Annotated in this window: 16 protein-coding genes and 2 pseudogenes; 9 read left to right on the top strand and 9 right to left on the bottom strand. The window is 64.4% G+C overall.

What is annotated here, in order from left to right; translation table 11 throughout:
- Window positions 1-195: 195 nt before the first annotated feature.
- The 3 genes and pseudogenes from DL990_RS42100 to DL990_RS40910 all read right to left on the bottom strand — a co-directional run bounded on the left by DL990_RS42100 (window position 196) and on the right by DL990_RS40910 (window position 1974).
- The gene (locus DL990_RS42100; RefSeq protein WP_233599105.1) at window positions 196-567 is read right to left on the bottom strand and encodes an AfsR/SARP family transcriptional regulator; all 372 of its coding nucleotides are present in this window, start codon (window positions 565-567) and stop codon (window positions 196-198) included.
- Between the two features lie 15 nt (window positions 568-582).
- A pseudogene (locus DL990_RS42535) lies at window positions 583-885 on the bottom strand (winged helix-turn-helix domain-containing protein); the annotation flags it as partial.
- Between the two features lie 42 nt (window positions 886-927).
- The gene (locus DL990_RS40910; protein WP_125788047.1) at window positions 928-1974 is read right to left on the bottom strand and encodes an amidohydrolase family protein; all 1047 of its coding nucleotides are present in this window, start codon (window positions 1972-1974) and stop codon (window positions 928-930) included.
- 374 nt (window positions 1975-2348) lie between these two features.
- Between DL990_RS40910 and DL990_RS42530 the strand changes: the two are divergent.
- Window positions 2349-3627 (top strand): annotated as a pseudogene (locus tag DL990_RS42530) (IS1380 family transposase); the annotation flags it as partial.
- A 47-nt stretch (window positions 3628-3674) separates the two neighbouring features.
- Here the strand turns inward: DL990_RS42530 and DL990_RS40900 are convergent.
- The gene (locus DL990_RS40900) at window positions 3675-4430 is read right to left on the bottom strand and encodes a hypothetical protein (RefSeq protein ID WP_233620718.1); all 756 of its coding nucleotides are present in this window, start codon (window positions 4428-4430) and stop codon (window positions 3675-3677) included.
- 668 nt (window positions 4431-5098) lie between these two features.
- On the opposite strand from DL990_RS40900, the gene DL990_RS42085 reads away from it, so the two are divergent.
- The 3 genes from DL990_RS42085 to DL990_RS40880 all read left to right on the top strand — a co-directional run bounded on the left by DL990_RS42085 (window position 5099) and on the right by DL990_RS40880 (window position 7230).
- Window positions 5099-5731, top strand: coding sequence for a hypothetical protein (locus DL990_RS42085; protein WP_233620717.1), 633 nt, complete (start codon window positions 5099-5101; stop codon window positions 5729-5731).
- A gap of 645 nt (window positions 5732-6376) precedes the next feature.
- Window positions 6377-6814 carry a hypothetical protein gene (locus DL990_RS40885; protein ID WP_125788046.1) on the top strand — a complete coding sequence of 146 codons (438 nt, stop codon included), beginning with the start codon at window positions 6377-6379 and terminating at the stop codon, window positions 6812-6814.
- 221 nt (window positions 6815-7035) lie between these two features.
- On the top strand, window positions 7036-7230 hold the full coding sequence (locus tag DL990_RS40880; RefSeq protein ID WP_125788045.1) for a hypothetical protein: 195 nt from the start codon (window positions 7036-7038) through the stop codon (window positions 7228-7230).
- Window positions 7231-7849: 619 nt separating this feature from the next.
- On the opposite strand, the gene DL990_RS41650 is transcribed toward DL990_RS40880, so the two are convergent.
- A complete protein-coding gene (locus tag DL990_RS41650; RefSeq protein WP_199746808.1) occupies window positions 7850-8431 on the bottom strand; it encodes a hypothetical protein in 582 nt (193 codons plus the stop codon).
- Between the two features lie 198 nt (window positions 8432-8629).
- Window positions 8630-10573 carry a HEAT repeat domain-containing protein gene (locus DL990_RS40870; RefSeq protein WP_125788044.1) on the bottom strand — a complete coding sequence of 648 codons (1944 nt, stop codon included), beginning with the start codon at window positions 10571-10573 and terminating at the stop codon, window positions 8630-8632.
- 1579 nt (window positions 10574-12152) lie between these two features.
- On the opposite strand from DL990_RS40870, the gene DL990_RS40865 reads away from it, so the two are divergent.
- The gene (locus tag DL990_RS40865; RefSeq protein WP_199746807.1) at window positions 12153-12362 is read left to right on the top strand and encodes a hypothetical protein; all 210 of its coding nucleotides are present in this window, start codon (window positions 12153-12155) and stop codon (window positions 12360-12362) included.
- Between the two features lie 96 nt (window positions 12363-12458).
- Here DL990_RS40865 and DL990_RS40860 read toward each other — a convergent pair whose 3' ends face one another.
- Both DL990_RS40860 and DL990_RS40855 read right to left on the bottom strand, forming a co-directional pair.
- Window positions 12459-13586, bottom strand: coding sequence for a helix-turn-helix transcriptional regulator (locus DL990_RS40860; protein WP_125788043.1), 1128 nt, complete (start codon window positions 13584-13586; stop codon window positions 12459-12461).
- A 136-nt stretch (window positions 13587-13722) separates the two neighbouring features.
- The gene (locus DL990_RS40855) at window positions 13723-14133 is read right to left on the bottom strand and encodes an NUDIX domain-containing protein (RefSeq protein ID WP_125801858.1); all 411 of its coding nucleotides are present in this window, start codon (window positions 14131-14133) and stop codon (window positions 13723-13725) included.
- 35 nt (window positions 14134-14168) lie between these two features.
- Here DL990_RS40855 and DL990_RS40850 point away from each other — a divergent pair, with 35 nt between their 5' ends.
- The 3 genes from DL990_RS40850 (at window position 14169) to DL990_RS40840 (ending at window position 15558) form a co-directional block, all read left to right on the top strand.
- The gene (locus DL990_RS40850) at window positions 14169-14822 is read left to right on the top strand and encodes a hypothetical protein (RefSeq protein ID WP_125801857.1); all 654 of its coding nucleotides are present in this window, start codon (window positions 14169-14171) and stop codon (window positions 14820-14822) included.
- Window positions 14819-15052 carry a hypothetical protein gene (locus tag DL990_RS40845; RefSeq protein WP_158632706.1) on the top strand — a complete coding sequence of 78 codons (234 nt, stop codon included), beginning with the start codon at window positions 14819-14821 and terminating at the stop codon, window positions 15050-15052. The genes DL990_RS40850 and DL990_RS40845 overlap by 4 nt, the downstream gene beginning before the upstream one ends.
- 371 nt (window positions 15053-15423) lie before the next feature.
- Window positions 15424-15558, top strand: coding sequence for a hypothetical protein (locus DL990_RS40840; protein ID WP_125801855.1), 135 nt, complete (start codon window positions 15424-15426; stop codon window positions 15556-15558).
- Here the strand turns inward: DL990_RS40840 and DL990_RS40835 are convergent.
- Window positions 15555-16187, bottom strand: a complete 633-nt coding sequence (locus tag DL990_RS40835) for a hypothetical protein (protein ID WP_125801854.1) — start codon at window positions 16185-16187, stop codon at window positions 15555-15557. The genes DL990_RS40840 and DL990_RS40835 overlap by 4 nt on opposite strands.
- 216 nt (window positions 16188-16403) lie before the next feature.
- Between DL990_RS40835 and DL990_RS41645 the strand changes: the two genes are divergently transcribed.
- Complete coding sequence (locus DL990_RS41645) at window positions 16404-16862, top strand: hypothetical protein (protein ID WP_199746806.1); 459 nt, start codon at window positions 16404-16406, stop codon at window positions 16860-16862.
- Window positions 16863-16945 lie beyond the last annotated feature (83 nt).

The following is a 16945-nucleotide window of genomic DNA, read 5'->3' as shown; positions in this document are numbered from 1 at the left end:
ACCTGGCGATGATCCCGCCACCGCCGACCACCACCCTGCCGCGGTGGCAACAACGGCTCGATCACCGCCCAGGCCTTATCCGTCAACTCACCACGACCAACCACACCCGCAATCCAACCGAACCGCAACTAGATCACTTACAGGACACGCCCTAGCCACGCGTGCTCGCCGGAACGTTTTCCGGGCGCACAAGAGCTACCAGAGCCCGTGATGTCCGTCCGAGCGATGCAAAGCCAATATCAATTGTCTCCAGAAGTGTTCTCGAAGCTGGTTCTCCTCGGTGAGGGTGTAGAGGTCGCCGACCAATTCGGTATGCTTGCCGAGGATGAGTTGGACATCGATCAAACGTTCCTGGGCCTGCAGTCTCGCCTCGGTCAGGCGAGGCGCATCTTGGAGGTGCAGAGATTCTGACGGTACATCCGAGAGCGGCGCACTCCGCCAGTTGCTCAGCGCCGCCTGCAGTTCCTTGGCCTCTTCATGTTTGTTCGCAGCGGAGCGGGCGGCGTCTGCGGCCGCGATGCGATCTTGAAACCGACTTACGTCGAGCATGTTGGTCGTGACTTCCATGAGGTAACCGGCCGGTTGGGTTCGGATGAGAGCCCCAGCTTCGCCCAAGCTGTTTCGTAGTCGCATAACGTACGATTGCGCTGCGTTGCGTGCTCCATTAGGAGGAGCTGTACCCCATAGATGATCGGTCAATTCTTCGATGGACACCATCCGGTTCAGCCGGAGAAGAAGACTGGCGAGAATTATTCGAGCTTTGGCCGATCGTAATGGAATTAGCACGTCGCCAACGGTCACTTGCAGCGGTCCGAGTAGGCAAAAGTCTGCGGACGCTTGCCGATGAATTAGCAAATCGATCCCCAAGCTCTCGGGGTGTGACATTCGTTCGGAGAGGCGCGAGGATGACTCCTGCGCCGGCAGGACTCAGCGGACCAGCCGTCCTCGGAGGATGATTCGGCTTGGATGTGCCAGGACATCTGGATTGACAGTCGGGTCTTCGTCGTAAATTACGAGGTCCGCTGGTGCGCTATCGGTCTGGTTGGGCAGTCCGAGCCACGACCGCGCTGTCCAGGATGCGGCCCCTATGGCTGTTTCAACCGGCAGGCCGGCTTTGATAAGCCAGCCGATTTCGGTGGTGACGTTGCCGAAGGGGCCGATGTCGGTTCCGGCGAGCACCGTTACGCCAGCCTGGTAGGCAGCGTAGACAGTCGGTAGCATGCCGTCCCAGCCGGCGAGTAGCCATGCCTGAAATGCGTCAGGCTGTTCGCTGCGATCGACTTCGGCCAGGTCGCTGAAGGCGCTCAGGGTTGGGACCAGTGCAGTGCCCTGCGCGGCCATCTGGCCAAGTAGTGCGTGGTCAAGGTGCATGCCGTGCTCGAGGCTGTCGGCACCCGCGTGTACGGCATTGTGGCATCCATCGGCAGTTTGGCAGTGCACGGCGACGCGACCTCCTACGTCGTGTACCGCTGCCACCACCTCCTTGAGGACGCCAAGCGGAACGGCCTTCTGATCGGGTTTCCAATCGCCGATTACCTTGCACCATCCGGATGACGCAAGCGATTCCTCGACAGCGGCCGCTGCCAGTTCGTCCTCGGTAACGTCTCGCCCGAAGCCTGGGAAGAAATGACCAGGAGTTGCCAACCAGCGACCGGCGGACCGAACCCACGGAAGCTCCGGGTCGTCGTAGACCGATTTCGGGAGCGGAACCGGGAAACCTGGCATACGCACTGCCAGCACCCCAGCGTCGCGGTGCAGCAGAAGGTGCCGGCGCATGGCCTGCTCCTCGAACGGCTTATCCGGTTCATCGGCACCAGGATGTGTGTGCACATCGACCAGACCAGGAAGTATCCAACCGCCATCGGAAAGAAGCTCGGCATCCGGCTCCGAATGAGTGTGGAGCTTGCCGCCATCTATTACGAACGTCTGCTCCTGCCGGGCGGGCAAAGTAACTCCGCGCACAATGAAGACCACGGTTTCCTCCCCTTACCTTCGGTCATCATCGAACACTACCCAAAAGTGGGTATCTCTCGATAGCGTTCCAGCTGTGCACGTACCGATCAAGGTGGCGGCGCTCCGGTGCGGCGAGCTGAGCTGGGGCGTGCCAGTTCCAGGTTGGGCGGTTTCGACCTAGGTCCTCCCTACTTGGACCAGGCGCAACCGTGTGCTCACGCACCGTCGCGGCCGCACCAGCACAACTAGCCTGGGTCTTTCGCGCAGTGTGATGTAAAACTGGCCCAAGTACGGAGGAAGTGCCTGTCCTGTAAGGGAAAATTGGGCTTGCGAAGGTCCAAGATTCACTTCACGGGAAGGCACTTCCTTGGTGCAAGGGTAGCAAGGCGTCGTCGGTGCGGGTTGTGGCGGATGGCGAGGGGCTGGTGTCGCGGGCCAGGGTGGCGTTGCTGCGGGAGTTGACGGTCAGCACCGGTCTGGGAACTGGCTGGTCGGAGGCACTTCTGGACACCTAGGCGGGGGTTCCGGTGCATGTTCCGGGGCGGGTTCTGGCTGATCTGGCGGTGATGATCGCCGACGGGGGTGACGCGCTGGCGCATCTGGCGGCGTTGCGGGATCAGGACAAACTGTTCGGCCCGGTGGCCAGCGACGCCACTGCGTGGCGGGTGATGGATCGGGTCGACGAGGAGCGCCTTGCTCGCCTGCGATCGGTCCGGGCGGCGGCGCGGGAACGGGTCTGGGCCGCCGGAGCAGGACCCGATGCGACCAAGGGGTTGGTGATCGATATCGATGCGACGATCACGATCGCGCACAGCGAGAAGGAGAACGCGGCGAAAACGTAGCAGAAAACGTTCGGGTTCCATCCGCTGCTGGCCTACCTCGACCGCCCGGACGTCGCCGGTGGGGAAGCTTTGGCCGGGATCCTGAGGCCGGGGAAGCCGGGGCGAACACCGCCGCGGACCACGTCGAGATCCTGACGATGGCCCTGTCGGCGCTGCCCGAACATGCCAGGCCCACCCCGATGATCCTGACGCGCCACAGGTGATGGTGCGGACCGACGCCGCCGGCGCGACCCACGCCTTTGCCGCCGCGATACGCGCCGCGGGATGTGGTTTCTCCCTCGGGTTCTCCATCGCCGCCGAGGTCCAGGCCGCGGTCCTCGCCATTCCCGACGACGCCTGGGTCCCGGCCTACGACCTCGACAGCCGGCCACGGAAAGGGGCGTGGGTCGCCGAGATCACCGAGATGCTCGACGTGTCGAAATGGCCGGACCGGGCCCGGGTCATCATCCGCCGGGAACGGCCACGCCCAGGTGCGCAACTGCGGTTCACCGACACCGAAGGCGGGCAACTCGCCGACCTCGAGGTCCACCACCGATCCCACGCCCGCGTCGAAGACCGCATCCGCTGCGGCAAAACCACCGGCCTGCGCAACCTGCCCTGCCGCGGCTACCCGCAGAACAAAGCCTGGCTCGAACTCGCCCTGGCCGCCGCCGATCTGCTCACCTGGACCCAAGCCCTGTGTTTCACCGGCGACCTCGCCCGAGCCGAACCCGCGACCTTCCGCTACCGCATCTGCGCCATCGCCGCGAAACTCACCCGCACCGCCCGCGTCCCCACCCTGCACCTCGACCGCGGCGGGCCCTGGGCCGAGCACTTGTCCGACATCACTCGACACCATCCGATACACCAGGGTTCCGACTCCTACTGCAACCAGCGGGTTCAGATACCCCGGTACTCATCTGCCCGTCGGAAGAGTGGCAGATCGGGCGTTTGCCTGAGCGTTCTCAAGGCGAACGACCGATACGAGGCCCGCGACATTTTCGCTCCGACATGAAGCTGCTTCCGGAGCGTCTCCGCGGAGATCGGTCGCCGGTAACGTCGCCAGTGCTTGGCGTCCGCGAGCCGGGCTCGCTCCACGAGCTCCTCGTCGAGAGCAGTTACCTGGCGGCGTGCCGCTCCCACCTGCCGGTCGCGTCGAAGGGGCGTGTACCCAGACACCTCCTCTTCAGCGTCATCGTACTTCGACTCTGCCGCCGAAGGGCTGGACAGGTTTCCTGAACCGGGATCGGCTCGAGCAGTGCTCAAGGCGCGGAGACGGCCCGGTCCCGCCTCAGCCCATCCGATCAGCAAGAGCGGGCCAACGGAGTCGAACGCGGCCTTACCCCATTGGCCAGCGAAGACCGGGTCGGCGACATTCAACAGAAGCGTCACCACACTCGCCGCCAGCAGCAACTGCCGCGCTGGGCGCAGAACGTCATCATTAGCCCCGGTCAGCGCCAAGTGCCGCGTCCCGACGAGCAACCCCAGCACCGTCAAATCTACAGCCGGCGCCACCAGCGGCGCCACGAACACTGGCACCTGCAGCTTCAACGCCAGGTTCAACACGTTCCCAAACCCGAAGAGAAACGTCAGCCCGATGACCAACCCCATCGTGACCGTGACAAACCGAGCAACCGTCTGCGAGTTGGCGCTCATGACGGACTCCCACCCGAGCCCGAAAGCTCGAAGCTCGCCTCAACTACCAACATGCCGCTGAAAAGTCCCAGGTCAGCCCCGTTCCCATCCTTTGGTAGCCCTGCCGAGGGCACGAACCTGCGACGGCGCCATGTGGCTCGTTTGAAGCGTGCTTGTTCTTGTCGTAGCTGGCAGGATCGTCGCCGTGACGGTTTACGCTTTCGATGAGACGCGGCGACTTCTGATCAGGACGTGGGACACCGGGCTCGGCTGCGTCGCAGCTACCGTCGCCGAACTTCCCAAAACAGCAACGCAGGACGACGTGTTGCGACTCGCCGACACTCTGACCGGTTTGTCCCGTCAGCTGTGGCGCACGTATACGCATCCAGCCAGCGCCGCAGACACGTCGGCAGGGTGAGCGCGACGCGTTCGGCACCGTGATCGACGCCCTGAAGAAGCCCAATCTGCCGCAGGACGGCTACATGATCCATGTCCTACATTCGTGTCGAGGAAGCAGCGCACCGCGTAGGCCGTACGCTCCACAAGCTAGACAACACGACTCTGGGCGACCACGTGATCGCAGACGTCGAGGCCGAGCTCGCTGCTGTCGAACACGCCGAACGCGGCGACCTGTCAGGCCGGGCCAAACAAGCTGTACTCCTCTCCCGCGCCGACGCCTCCCCACTGCAGTGAACGCCGCGAATGACCTGTTTCGAGAGCAGCCGCTTGGTTCGGCAAAGCTTCTTCACGAGGTCGATCCGGCTGCTGCGGCTGTAGCCGCCGCTCACTGGCTCCAAGCCGCCGCCGATATTACTGCCGATATCGCGGAGTGCGATCCCTCAGAGGTCGTAGTCGAAGCAGACGACATTGAAGCGCTCGCCGTCGAAACACCCACGCGCGTTCTAGAACGACTCGAGTCGGGCGAAACACCCCGCGAAGTTGTCCTTGACCTGATCCGAACCGCGATGACCGCCGCCGAAGGCCGAATCGCCGACCCCGATTCCCTCCCCGATGTCATCGCGGACGCGCGGCGATGGGCAGCACAGAGCCGCCCAGGCGAAGAAGACCCGCTCGCCACCATCCAGCCTCGCATCAGCCTCCTAGACCCCTTGCGACCTGCACACGATCTGCTCGAAGACCTTCTCGATGGGATCCACGGCTGTCGCCTCCTCTACCACGAATATGCCGAACACGACGACGATGACGAAACGGATGAGGACATCGACGAAGCTGAGTCCGACGAGCTCACCGAACGACTTGACACCGAATTCGACGCTGCCGTCCGCGCAGAAGCCGAGGCCAAACAAGACCGGCTGCTCTGAACAACACGGACACGGAGACGACCGTTCACGAGGCGACCTTCATAACTGGAGGCGACGCTCCAGGCCATCCCGCGCGGACCACACGCGTCGAGACGCGTGATCGCTCCGCACCGACGCCTAGTGGGATTCCATAATTCTGTCGCCAGCCCTGACCAGGAGGTCTACGCGGCCCGTTCATACTCGTTGATCAGGCCACCGAGCACCTGCTGTCGCTTGATCCGTTGGGAGTTGGGGTTCGCCACAGAGCGGGTCAGCCGTGGTGGGCGAAGCTCACGGGAACGATGTGGCCCGTCGACCGTAGTCATGCCGGACGTACTCAGCGAGCACGGCGCGCAGATGCCGCTCGCTCAGAATCAACATCCGATCGGTGAGCTCGGATCCGGCAGTGAGCACGAACCGTTCGGCGTAGCAGTTCGCCCGCGGGCAACCCGGAGGACCCTTGACCGCCTCGATACCGACGTCGGCCGGAACGGCGTCGAACGAGGCCGAGAACTGGCCAGCTCGATCACGGATGAGGAACCTGTATCGGGTACTTGTTCACTGCCTGGGCTGATGGTGGTGACGTCACAGTCCGGTCACGTGCGCAACGGAAACCGTGTTCCACACGACCAGGCACAGGTACCCACAGCGCGCAGGGAGACCACGATGGACCAGACCGCCGCACTCCCCAGACCCCGTCGGCTGAAACTCATCGCCGGGGCAGCCGCAGCAGTTCTCGTCGCGATCGTAGTCACCGTCATCGTTCTGCTCACTGGTTCGGAACCGGTCGTCGCCAGGGGCTACCTGAACTTCAACTGCTACCCGTGCAGCTCCTCGATCAACGACGATTTGAAGGACGGCGCGCAGATCACTGTCGTCGACGGTAGCGGCGACGTCATCGGTAACGGCACGGTGAAGCTGGTCGTCATCGACGATCCCTCGCTGTCGATCCTGTCGAGCTACAACCGAACTTTCACGTTCGAGATCACAGGGGTTGAGGGCGGGCATGACCGGTACGGTTTCCATGCTGGCGGCCCGGACAGAGAAACGATGTGGGTCGAGTCGGACAAGATGAGCGAGGAGATCCAGCTCAAGATCGGCTGATTCCGGATATGACGAAAAGGCCAATCCTCGCGGACGGCTCGGATTCCGGCTCTCAGCCATAGGTCTCGCTGGCACGACCCTCGTCGCTGTGGTCAGGAGCGTGGTCACCATAGTCCGCCGGACAGGGCATCCCGGTGCCGGTGGCCGGTTGGTCGAGTTGGTTAATCAGCTTGTCTCTCCTGCGATCTACCTGTTCGTCGCCGGCGTCTGCTATGTCGGACATGTTCTACGCCCTGGGCTCATTCCTGATGCAGCGGACCTCCGAACACTGCTTCTGGGTCACCGACCACTACGACTTCGACCCGAGCTTCAGGTCCGCCGCCGCAGGAGCATGGTCCATGGTCGAACTGCCCAACTGGGCCTTTCAGCTGACTGGCGCCAGGGAGTTCGACGAGTACGCCGGAGGACAGCTCTAATGCGCGTCTCATGGATATCGTGCACAATGAGTGTGCTCGCAACCTGGCTCTTGACAGCCGGGTGCACGGCACAGCCAAGCACCCAGGACACGGCTGAAGGCGCAGCCTGCGGCAGCACTGCTCGGGTTATCAACGACTTGAAAACGCTCGGCGAGAGCAGCTCGACCACTCTGGACGACGCGGCGCTGGTGCCACGCAGCTCGCGGGAATGTCGGTCGCCGAACTGGCCAGACAGTCCGGGCAGGCGTCGTCATCGGTGGGAGACCTACTACGTGGCGGTTGGGTGAGAGCGCCATCGTGGGACCAGGTGTCCGGCCTGGTCGCGGCGTGCGTCACGACCCTCCCGTCACATGCCCAGACGGGGGAAGCCCGCAGGCTGGGCGATCTCGAGTGATGGCGAGGGCAACATGCCGACCTGGTACGGCGGTTGAGCGCGGCACACCCAAACGCGCCAAGAGCTCCCCGGCGGCGGACACGAAGACATACCCGACGCAACACTCGTTTCGCCGGCCGAAGGCCTTCATGGGCCGCTCGAGCGAACTGAGACAACTGGAAACAGCCCTGGCCAACTCCCAGCAGGTCGCGGCGGTCGTTCTACACGGTCTCGCGCAGCAGGACCCTAGTGGGCCGACTCCGAAGGCGACGTTTCGTACGGGGAGGACACCGTCGAGTCCCTGTCGAGTTGCCCGCGCTTGATGGCGGTATCGACCGCGGTGCCGATCCGGCGCAGCGCCGCCAGCTCGTGCGGCTCGAGCTCGTCCATCAGGTACTCCCGGACGGCCGCGACATGCCCTGGCGCCGCTTCCACCACTGTCTCGTAGCCCGCCTCGGTCAGTGTGGCGTTGAGTGTCAGCTTCCTCGAGACAGTTCGACAGAAATGCCGATGCTTGCGGAACCGTCGCGCGCTAACACCGCATTGACGGTCGTGCGCTCTCGTGTCGTCTGCAACGTCCAAAGGGCGCCTGAGCGGGCGGATTTCTTCGGGAATTACAGACCCGTCGAAATCGGTCGCCTCGACCCAGACGACGGCTTTCCAGTCGATCGTCGCGGATTTGGCGCCGATCAGCTGGGCTGCTTCCTGCACATGGTGGAGGTCGGGTGCATGACCGAGGCGGCTTCCGCACCAGCGCCCCCCCACCGGATGGACCCAGACCTTCCAGCACGGCACCATCACCTGGAACCGCGGAGCAACCGCACCCATCCTCACCACCTCATGACCTCATGACCGGACGCCGGTCGGCCGCGGCCGCCGAAGTCCGACCGGGTCGGTGCCCAGCATCCGTACGAGCGGCCACGGGGTGAGAGGGCGGACACTCGTGGGCCGCCAGCACCGTCGGCACAGACCGACGACAGCTATCGCCATCGGTGAGGTTGCTCTTGCATCTCAAGGGCCGGGTGTTTAGCCGACCAGCAGTGCGGTCGCGGCGGTGTAGGCCTGTTCGTCTTCGGTGAAGGTGTGCAATCCGCCGAAATAAGCGAGCCGCCGTTCGCTGTCGACTACGGCCTGTGCCAGCTCGCGCACTCGATCATCGGCCGGGTTGAGGTCAGCGAGGTGGCGCAACGCGGCGATTCGGACAGGCAGGCAGTCGCCGTGCGCGAGCGGGTAGGCCAAGTCGGTCAGAATGGTCACCGGCTCGGTCGGATCGCCGGTGATCCGTGCCAAGGCGTAGGCGGCTTCGGTGCGAGTCCAGTCGTCGGCGGAACGGCTCAAGGAACGGAGCTCGTCGACGCACGACACGGCTTGTGGGCCGAGGTCAGCCAGAAGTGCGATCGTCGTGTGCCACAGGCCCGGCCGGGCGACATGATCCGTCAGCACCGCGACGGCCGTTTCGGGATCGGCGCCGGTGCGCCACAGTGCCCATGCCACCGCCGGTTCGCTCGCGTGGCGACGCAACGCGTCCGCCGCACCGACAGCGGCGGGCCCCATGGCACCGATGGCTTTCGCGGCCGCGGGCCGGACCTTCTCGTCGTCAAGGAATCGGATGACGACGGGTAAGGCGGCAGCCGCGCTCGGCCCCCAGGCCGCGATCACCTGGCACAGGTTCAGCGCGAGTACGGCGTCGCGGCGGGCTCTGGCCAGCCTGGCGATGACGGCGTCTAGAAGGGCATCGACGTGTCCACGCAACGGGATCAGTACCTCGCCGATCGCCGGCTGCTCCAATATCGGAATGGTCCTGTCGTAGTAGGAGCCCGCAGGGCTGAACCCGAGGCTGCTGCCGGACAGCCGTTTCACCAGACCCGGTACGCAGCCTGGATGATCCTGCCTGGCCAGTGCCCACACTGCGGCATCGCCCACGGTCGTCGCGGTACGAGAGTCCCGCACCGAGTGATCGGTGGTGCGGGCGATCAACTGCTCGGCGTACGGTGCTCCTCTCTCGCCCACGCAGGCGAGCAGGGCGGCCGCCCGGTAACGCGCTTCGGGTGATTCGTCGTCGAGGTGCGCGGCCAGGAGGGGAAGCAACTCTTCGGTGGTGATGCGCCACAGGGACAGCACCTGTTGAACATGCCTGAGCGCGGCGACTCGCTTCGCCGCGTCACCGGAACGAGCGACGCCGCGTGCGAACACGGTGGCCGCGCCCGGGTCGCCGAGCAGCAAACTCCCGGTCTTGTGGACGAGAGACGCCGGGCTACGGCCGACCCATTCGGAATCCTGGTATTGCGCGGTATCGGCGTTCAACACCCCGGAGATGAGCAGGCCGACCTTGTCCGTCGCGACAGCGCGATCGGACACGGCCAGAGCGTGCACGGCGGCCAGTCCGGTCAGTGGGTCGTCATCGGTCACCAGCGCGCGCAGGCACTCTCCTAATGCCCGGTCCTGCGACCAAGCGAACACCACGCCCAACGCGCCCACGAGATCGATCCGGATCGTGCGATCGGTCTCCACCGTCCACCGGCGACGCAGCATCGCGATCGACTCCGGATGACGAATACCGTCAGCGACGAGCGAGATCGCCGCCCGCCGAACGGCCGGATCCGCGTCGTCCAGCAACGCGAACAGTCGTGGTCTCACCCTGTCCAGCGCAGGCCGCCAACCAGCGTCGACGAACCGCTCGGAAACTTCGACCGCCTCACCCGCCAGCCAGCTGATCAGCTCAACCACCTCGTGCCGCCCATGGACGGCCGGATCACCGGCGAGATCGACCAGACCGGGCAGCGCGGCCGACGCCGCCGAGCACACCCATCCGCCCTGATGGAAAAGCTTGTTCGACAGGTCGGAAAGCGAGTCCGACGCCGTCTTCACATCCGGGCTCGCACAGCCGCGGAGCAATGCCGGGACATCCGCCGCGCTGCCGTAATTGTGCTCGAGCCGCGACCAGTCAACATCGTCCACCGTGTCCCCCATACCTCAACCCTAGACAAACGGAAATCGCCGGATCGGCTGGCATACCTTGGAGCGTGCAGGATGAGACGTGACGACGATTGAGATCCGCTCCGCCCGTCCAGCCGCGTTGGAGAGCGTCGCCTGGCTGCGGTGGCGATGGTTGGCCGAGCAGGACCATCCGGATGGCACCGGTCGCGACGAATTCGTACGCGAATTCGTCGCGTGGGCACGCGCGACCAGGACCACAATCCCTACTGCCCGCGATCGCCCTAGCCAGGCTTGCTCCGCGTCACCTCATCGGTCCAGAATGCGGCGCCCGCGCCGACGGCCACATCCAGAGCATCGCTGCGACGAGCCCGTACGGTCGTACAGTGCCCAGAGCGCACCCAGCGGATCCGCGCCACAGGAGCTCGAGCACGTCTGGTTTGCGATGTGGTGACGACGCCGCGGTACGAGCCCTCCAACGCGCTCGGACGGGCCGTCGTCGAGGGCGATCAGTCGAACGGCCCCTCGAGCCCGAAACGAACGTGACCTGGATAGCTATCGATGACGAGGTACCAGGAGTCGTCGCGGGGCAGAATCAGCTCGATCGGGCTGGTTGGCAGCAGGAGAGCCACGGCACGGTGAGATCCCTACATGCAGGCGCCAGCGGCCGCACCAGGCGACGACCACACCGTCCAAAGCGAGATCCCAGAGTATGAAGCCCGCTTCCTCGGCGACCGCCATTAGGCACCCTGAGACGCTCGCTCCGGCGTCCAGGCGGCGGGAACGTACCCCACCGTGACAGGTACTTTCACTTATCAGATCGGGGTGGACTAATAAACTCGCGCCACAGTATCCGCAACATTACTGATCACTTTAACAACTGACCTAGTGATGCTTACACGTAAACTTACATGCAAGGCCACAACTCTAAGTAGAGTCGCAACTGGATCACGGACGCGTGCAAGAATGACATCTGAGCTGGGATAACTTGCCTGGACGCCTGTCGTTGCGCGACCTGCGCAATTCCATGCAGCCCCACTGATCGTGCACACGGACGCCTTCGCTAAAGTTCTCAGCCATCGGCACATGCCGAATGAGTCGTGTGGATTCGAGCTTCGCAGCGGCCGGTTCCGGGGGAACCGGCCGCAAGGTCGGTTGCAGTGAATATCCGGGTAACCACAGGGAGCACGATGACACATGACAGAGAAGAGAAGGATGAGGGGCACCGCGCTGCTGATCAGCGGGGTTACCCCACCAGATGGCAAAAGCTCATCTGGTGGGGCCCGGTCATCATCCTGGCAAGTCAGCTGGCGGCACTCAGTAACACATTGATCCAGCTGATCGGCCGATAAGGTCGGGTGGTCGGTCATTGCAGGACCGGCCACCTGACAATCACCCGAAGGGTTTTACTGCTTTGCTGTTTTGACGCTCAGCAAAGCTGATGCTAACCCATTGACGACATGGGTACCAATCGTGTCGTCCCGTTACCGCGCTGAGACATTGCAAGTCTCCAGCGGCACCGTGCGGCAACTACACACCTGCGCGGCCGATCCCTGATCGGGCCTGATCAATCCGGCCGAGCCTCGGATCCGGAAGCAATTTCGCGAAGGGCTCGGTGGGTGCCGCGGCCGCGCTGCTCGAAGCCGAGATCTCTGCGACGGACCTGCGCGACGCGGTGGCGCCGCTGCCGACCGACCCGCACCACCAGCGCCGCACCATGGCTGCACGGGCACGCGAACTGGGGCGGCCGGACGCCGCTGAACGCCTCGTCGATGTCGTCCTGGACGCCGTACGCGGAGCGCTGAACAAGGGCGTCGAACGATGAGATTAAGGAAGTCGCGCTCGAACGCGATCTCGGGTCGCGTGGCTACGACTGCATCCGAGCCGAACTTTCCGTTATTCAGGAACCCGGTCGTCCGGTTCAACCAGTAGGGGCGAGCAAGGCACGCAACCTCTCCAGAGCGTTGTGTCCGTACGCGGAGACCGTGTCGAGGTCGTGGTGGTCAGCAGCCCGGAGAACCCGTTGGAGTTGATGCGGCAGCCGTCGTTGTTCAGCGGCGACGACCGCATCCTTGAGTACCTCGGTCGCGCCGGGCCGGTCGCCCGTGGCGGCGAGGGTCTCGCCGTGGGTGACATGTTCGATGACCTGCCATTGCGGTGCCGTGGCGTCGGACGCCGCAGGGCGGGACAGGATCTGAAGGGCGGGGGCGGGACGGTCGAGGGCCAGTAGTCCGCGGGCGTGGATCTCCCGTAGGGAGAACGGGTTCAGCAGCATTCCATCGTGGTGTGCGATGGCGTCGAGCACGCGGCGGCACTCGCTGATCGCGACAGCGAATCGTGGTTCGTTGCGTGCTTCGCCGGCCGCGCGGGCGAGGAGCGCGAAGGCGGTGCCGCGGTCTTCGGGCGTGGTGGCGATAGCGGTGGCGTGGTCGAGGCGTGCGATGGCGGCGGGGAGCCGTTCGGCCTTGCGGAGTTCGTTGCCGTGCATGCGCAGGGTGTGCCCCAGAAAGGCGGGGTCGTCGAGGTGACGTGCGAGCAAGAGTGCTTTGCCGGTCCAGACAGCGGCGCCGGTCAGGCGTTCCTCGGGAAGGACCGTACCGAGGGAAACGCCAAGGGAAAGGCGGCCGTGGGCCAGCAACCGGAGAGTGTGGGGGTCGAGGCGGCCTTCGGCGGCGCGTGCTTCGAGCCGCGCGACCAGGGGCCACAGCTCGTTCACGGCGTCGACGGCGCGGCCAGCTTGGCGGGCGATGTTGGCCAGGCGAATGACGCTGTCACCGAATTGGACGAGTGCGGCGAAGTCTGCGTCGTCAGGGTCGGTGACGCCGAGAAGATGATATGGCAGCCTGAGACGGTGCGCCAGGTGCTGTCTGGCTCGGACCCCGTCGAAGGACCGCTTCCCTGTCTCGATCATCGCAATGTAGGACTTGTCGTAGTCCAGCAGCCGGGCGAGTTCTAGTTGGGACAGGTTGTTGATGGCGCGGTAGGCGCGCAGGATGGTCGGCAGGTCTCGTGAGGCGAAGGCCGAGGCGGCGGCGGGGTCGGACCACATCCACACTGCCGGGGCGAGTCGGGGCGGGGTGGTCGTGAGGGTAGCGGCGCCGCTGCGGCAGGCGGGGCACACCGTCGCCCTGTCGAAGCCGCTGAGGCGGTGTCCGCAGCGTTCGCACCGACGGTCCACAACAGACCTATCCGACCGCGCTGTCCGCGCCGAGCCGGGTGAACCAGGCCGCGATCGAGCGTTTGTAGCCGTCGGGCATGACCAGGTCCGGGATCTCGTCGGTGGTGAATTCGCCGACGCGTTTGTGTTCATGGCTCAGCACTGGCGGGGCGTCGGTGGTGGCACGGCATCCGTAGGTCACGATGAACACGTTCTTCTTCGCCACGGTGATGTGGTAGATCCATGAATCGAGGATCTCCACTGCGTCGACGCTGATCCGCGTCTCCTCGTGGATTTCGCGGGTGACGCATTCCTCGGGGGTCTCGCCGAGTTCGAGGCGGCCGCCGGGCAGTTCCCATTCGTCGCGTTCGTTGTGCAGGAGCAGCACGCGGCCCGCGCGCACGACGACGCCTTTGATGGAGACGGGGTAGGCAGGCATCGCCGGCGGACCTCCCTGCACAGGGGGTGGACGAGGTGATCAGCACCGTAGCAGGCATCACATTCACCGGACGCGTGAAACTCGTGGCGACCGAAGGCGAGATTATCCCCACAGACCGAATGGCCTTCACACTCGAGTGCAAGAACGAAGACGGCGAACGCGTCAGCACATGCGATTACGTGTCCGCGCCGGTCGAGCTGCCCATCGGGATATGGATTGGACCAGGAGGCGACGAACCATTCAGCTGGACCGCGACCACCGCGACCACCTCTGTGCCGCCTGGCGACAAGTACCGCGACGAGCACCGAGGAAGCTTCTCTTTCAAACTCGACATGACGTCAACCGGCGGAGATAATTTGCCGTACACCGTTCCCGCGATTGACCCGGAGAAGTTCCGCTGCGACTCGGCATCCTATGCCACTCGCGGCAGTCGCTGCCTGTTCACCAGAGTGACTCCAACAATGATATTCGACCTGACCAACGAAGAGTATAAAGAGTCTTCCCTGTTCATCAAGGCTACCCAAGAGCTCCAACCCGACATACTCAACATCAACCCACAGCTTCGAGGCAAGAAGGTGCCTGGCCGCTTCGGCGAGAGCAAGCTGAGCTATCTATACTCCGGATATGACGTGGACAACTCGAAAAAGGTTCACGATCAAAAATCCGGCGCGTCTGCAAAGCAAGCGTGACCACTGGCCCATACATCAGAGATGCGAACGGCAACCCTCGGCAATGCGACGAGTGCCCCTTCGCGAGCACCTATCAAAATGCGGCGAAAGTCGTCGAGAACAGTGGCTGGAGTTTTGCGGCCAAACCAATCGCGAAGGACGCCAACGAGAAAGGCGGCGGCATGATATCGAACTGGTACGGCCGGGAGCATATGCTCGACGGTGACGAGTTCTACGTCGTCGTACGCTGAGGCCCACGCAGCGAAACACGAGCGGTTCCTGAAGACGCCGGACTGAGCTCTACGACGACAAACCGCCTCCGCCTTCGCCACCTCAAGCGCACTGACAGGCGGTCCGCATGGTCGAGTTCAACCTCGGGCGGCATCGTCCAAGCGGGACGCCGCCACCCATTGGAATCGGAGCGTCAAACCCTGGGTTCGTGCACAGACCCGAAACCCGACCTACTCTGATGAACGGGTAGTCATCCCAACCAGCCCACGCAAGAAGCGGCAGCGATGAGCGTGGTGCGCCGGGGGACGACCGTCCCCCGGCGCACCACCATGTGCCCAGACAATGACAACGGGACGACCGCGACACAGATCAGCCGGCAGGGCACCTGGCGATGGCCGCGGTACAGGCCTGCGTCGACCAGTCAGTATCCAAGACCGTGAACCTGCCCGCGACCGCGCAGTCGATCGATGTGTACAACAACTACGCCACCGCGTTCGAGCTAGGTTGCAAGGGCATTACCGTCTAAGTCGACGGATCACGCGGCAGCCAGCCGCAAGCCCTCGCCATCGCATCCGCCAGCTGAGGAGACCCATGACCTCCCCCGCAGGGACCGTTGTCGAGAACGAGCGTCAGATCCAGCCAGCGCTCATTTCTCGACCGGGTGACAGGCGACCGCCGTCCGGTCTCCGCGGCCCGGACGGCGGTCTCCACTTCGTCCAGGATCCCATTGTTGTGTCGCAGCGAGGGTGTCTCCCGTTTCAGCTTTCTCAGTGCGCGGAAGTACTCCAGTGATTCCAGGAGTACCGCCCCACCCTGTCCCGAGCCTTCCACTGCGGGTTCGGGCAGTTCACCGGGGACGGCGTCGATCTCGACGACCCGGCTGTCACCGTCACTTGACGGGGTGACACCGGGAATTTGAGACAGCCGGGGCTCAGGAGGCGGCAGGATTTCCCCGCGTTCCGAGGGCGCGTTGCGGATCCACACCTGATCGGACGTCGGCTTCGACTCCTTCCCGGGAGTGACCTCGTCGCCGGTGCGCCTCGGCGTGCTGGCCGCGGCCAGCCACACGATGTCCGCGACGTCGGTCCAGTCCAGGTCCTTGAACTCGAACCGTTCGACTCCCTGGGGAGTGCCTGTCCTCCACTGCTCCGTCACCGGGACGGAGCGCGAGTCGGACGCACCCCCCCTGCCCGTCCATGTCACCGCACCGTCAGTCGTTGCCAGAGAGCGTCCACCAGCCGCGGCCATGCCTCCAGATCCGGCTGGTACGCGCCCGACGTCGCGAGATAGACGGCGTCGAGCAGCCTTGTCGGTGGGCAGACCGCCTTCCGCCTTGCTCCGTTCGGCGAACTCGCGGATGAGCCCGTCCCGGTGTTCGCCGTTCTCCGCGACCAGATGGCTGGCGACGATCGCGGCGAGCTGGTCGTGATCGGGGTTCTCGATACGCATTGCAGGCACCTGCGCAGGAACGCGGGCGGAAACTCCCGCTCTCCGTTGCTGCTCATGATGATGATCGGAAAGGCGTGGCGGGCGATTCGGCCGTCGCGGACGACAGCGGTGCGCTGCGGGGCGGCCGTGTGCACGGTGACCTCGGGATGCCGGTTGCGTACCCGGGCCAGTTCTTCGATCGAAGTCCGGCTCCGCGCCGAGATCACTAAGCTGAAGAAGACCATCGCGAACAAGAACGAGAAGCTCGCACAACTCGAAGCAGACGGCCCGGCACTGGTTCGGACTGTTCACGACCTGACTCTGGAGAACCATGAGCAACGCGAGCAGCAACCCACCAACGTCGTCGCCTTCCGGCCTCGCCCTGTCGAGGAGAACCGATGACGGGCTCACAAGCTCGTCGGAAGTCAACGGCCGAGCGGTGGCTGATGCCAGGGCCACGGGGTATGACATGAGGTCTGACTATG

Source organism: Amycolatopsis sp. WAC 01416 (genome assembly GCF_003947485.1).
Lineage (GTDB): Bacteria > Actinomycetota > Actinomycetes > Mycobacteriales > Pseudonocardiaceae > Amycolatopsis.
This window is presented reverse-complemented; position numbering and strand designations above follow the sequence as displayed.

What these genes read in the sequence shown, in the direction of transcription:
- DL990_RS42100 (WP_233599105.1), bottom strand. Translation starts at nt 567, where the DNA reads ATGGAAGTCACGACCAACATGCTCGACGTAAGTCGGTTTCAAGATCGC.
- DL990_RS40900 (WP_233620718.1), bottom strand. Translation starts at nt 4,430, where the DNA reads ATGAGCGCCAACTCGCAGACGGTTGCTCGGTTTGTCACGGTCACGATG.
- DL990_RS40885 (WP_125788046.1), top strand. Translation starts at nt 6,377, where the DNA reads ATGGACCAGACCGCCGCACTCCCCAGACCCCGTCGGCTGAAACTCATC.
- DL990_RS40880 (WP_125788045.1), top strand. Translation starts at nt 7,036, where the DNA reads ATGTTCTACGCCCTGGGCTCATTCCTGATGCAGCGGACCTCCGAACAC.
- DL990_RS41650 (WP_199746808.1), bottom strand. Translation starts at nt 8,431, where the DNA reads ATGGGTGCGGTTGCTCCGCGGTTCCAGGTGATGGTGCCGTGCTGGAAG.
- DL990_RS40870 (WP_125788044.1), bottom strand. Translation starts at nt 10,573, where the DNA reads ATGGGGGACACGGTGGACGATGTTGACTGGTCGCGGCTCGAGCACAAT.
- DL990_RS40860 (WP_125788043.1), bottom strand. Translation starts at nt 13,586, where the DNA reads ATGTGGTCCGACCCCGCCGCCGCCTCGGCCTTCGCCTCACGAGACCTG.
- DL990_RS40855 (WP_125801858.1), bottom strand. Translation starts at nt 14,133, where the DNA reads ATGCCTGCCTACCCCGTCTCCATCAAAGGCGTCGTCGTGCGCGCGGGC.
- DL990_RS40840 (WP_125801855.1), top strand. Translation starts at nt 15,424, where the DNA reads ATGGCCGCGGTACAGGCCTGCGTCGACCAGTCAGTATCCAAGACCGTG.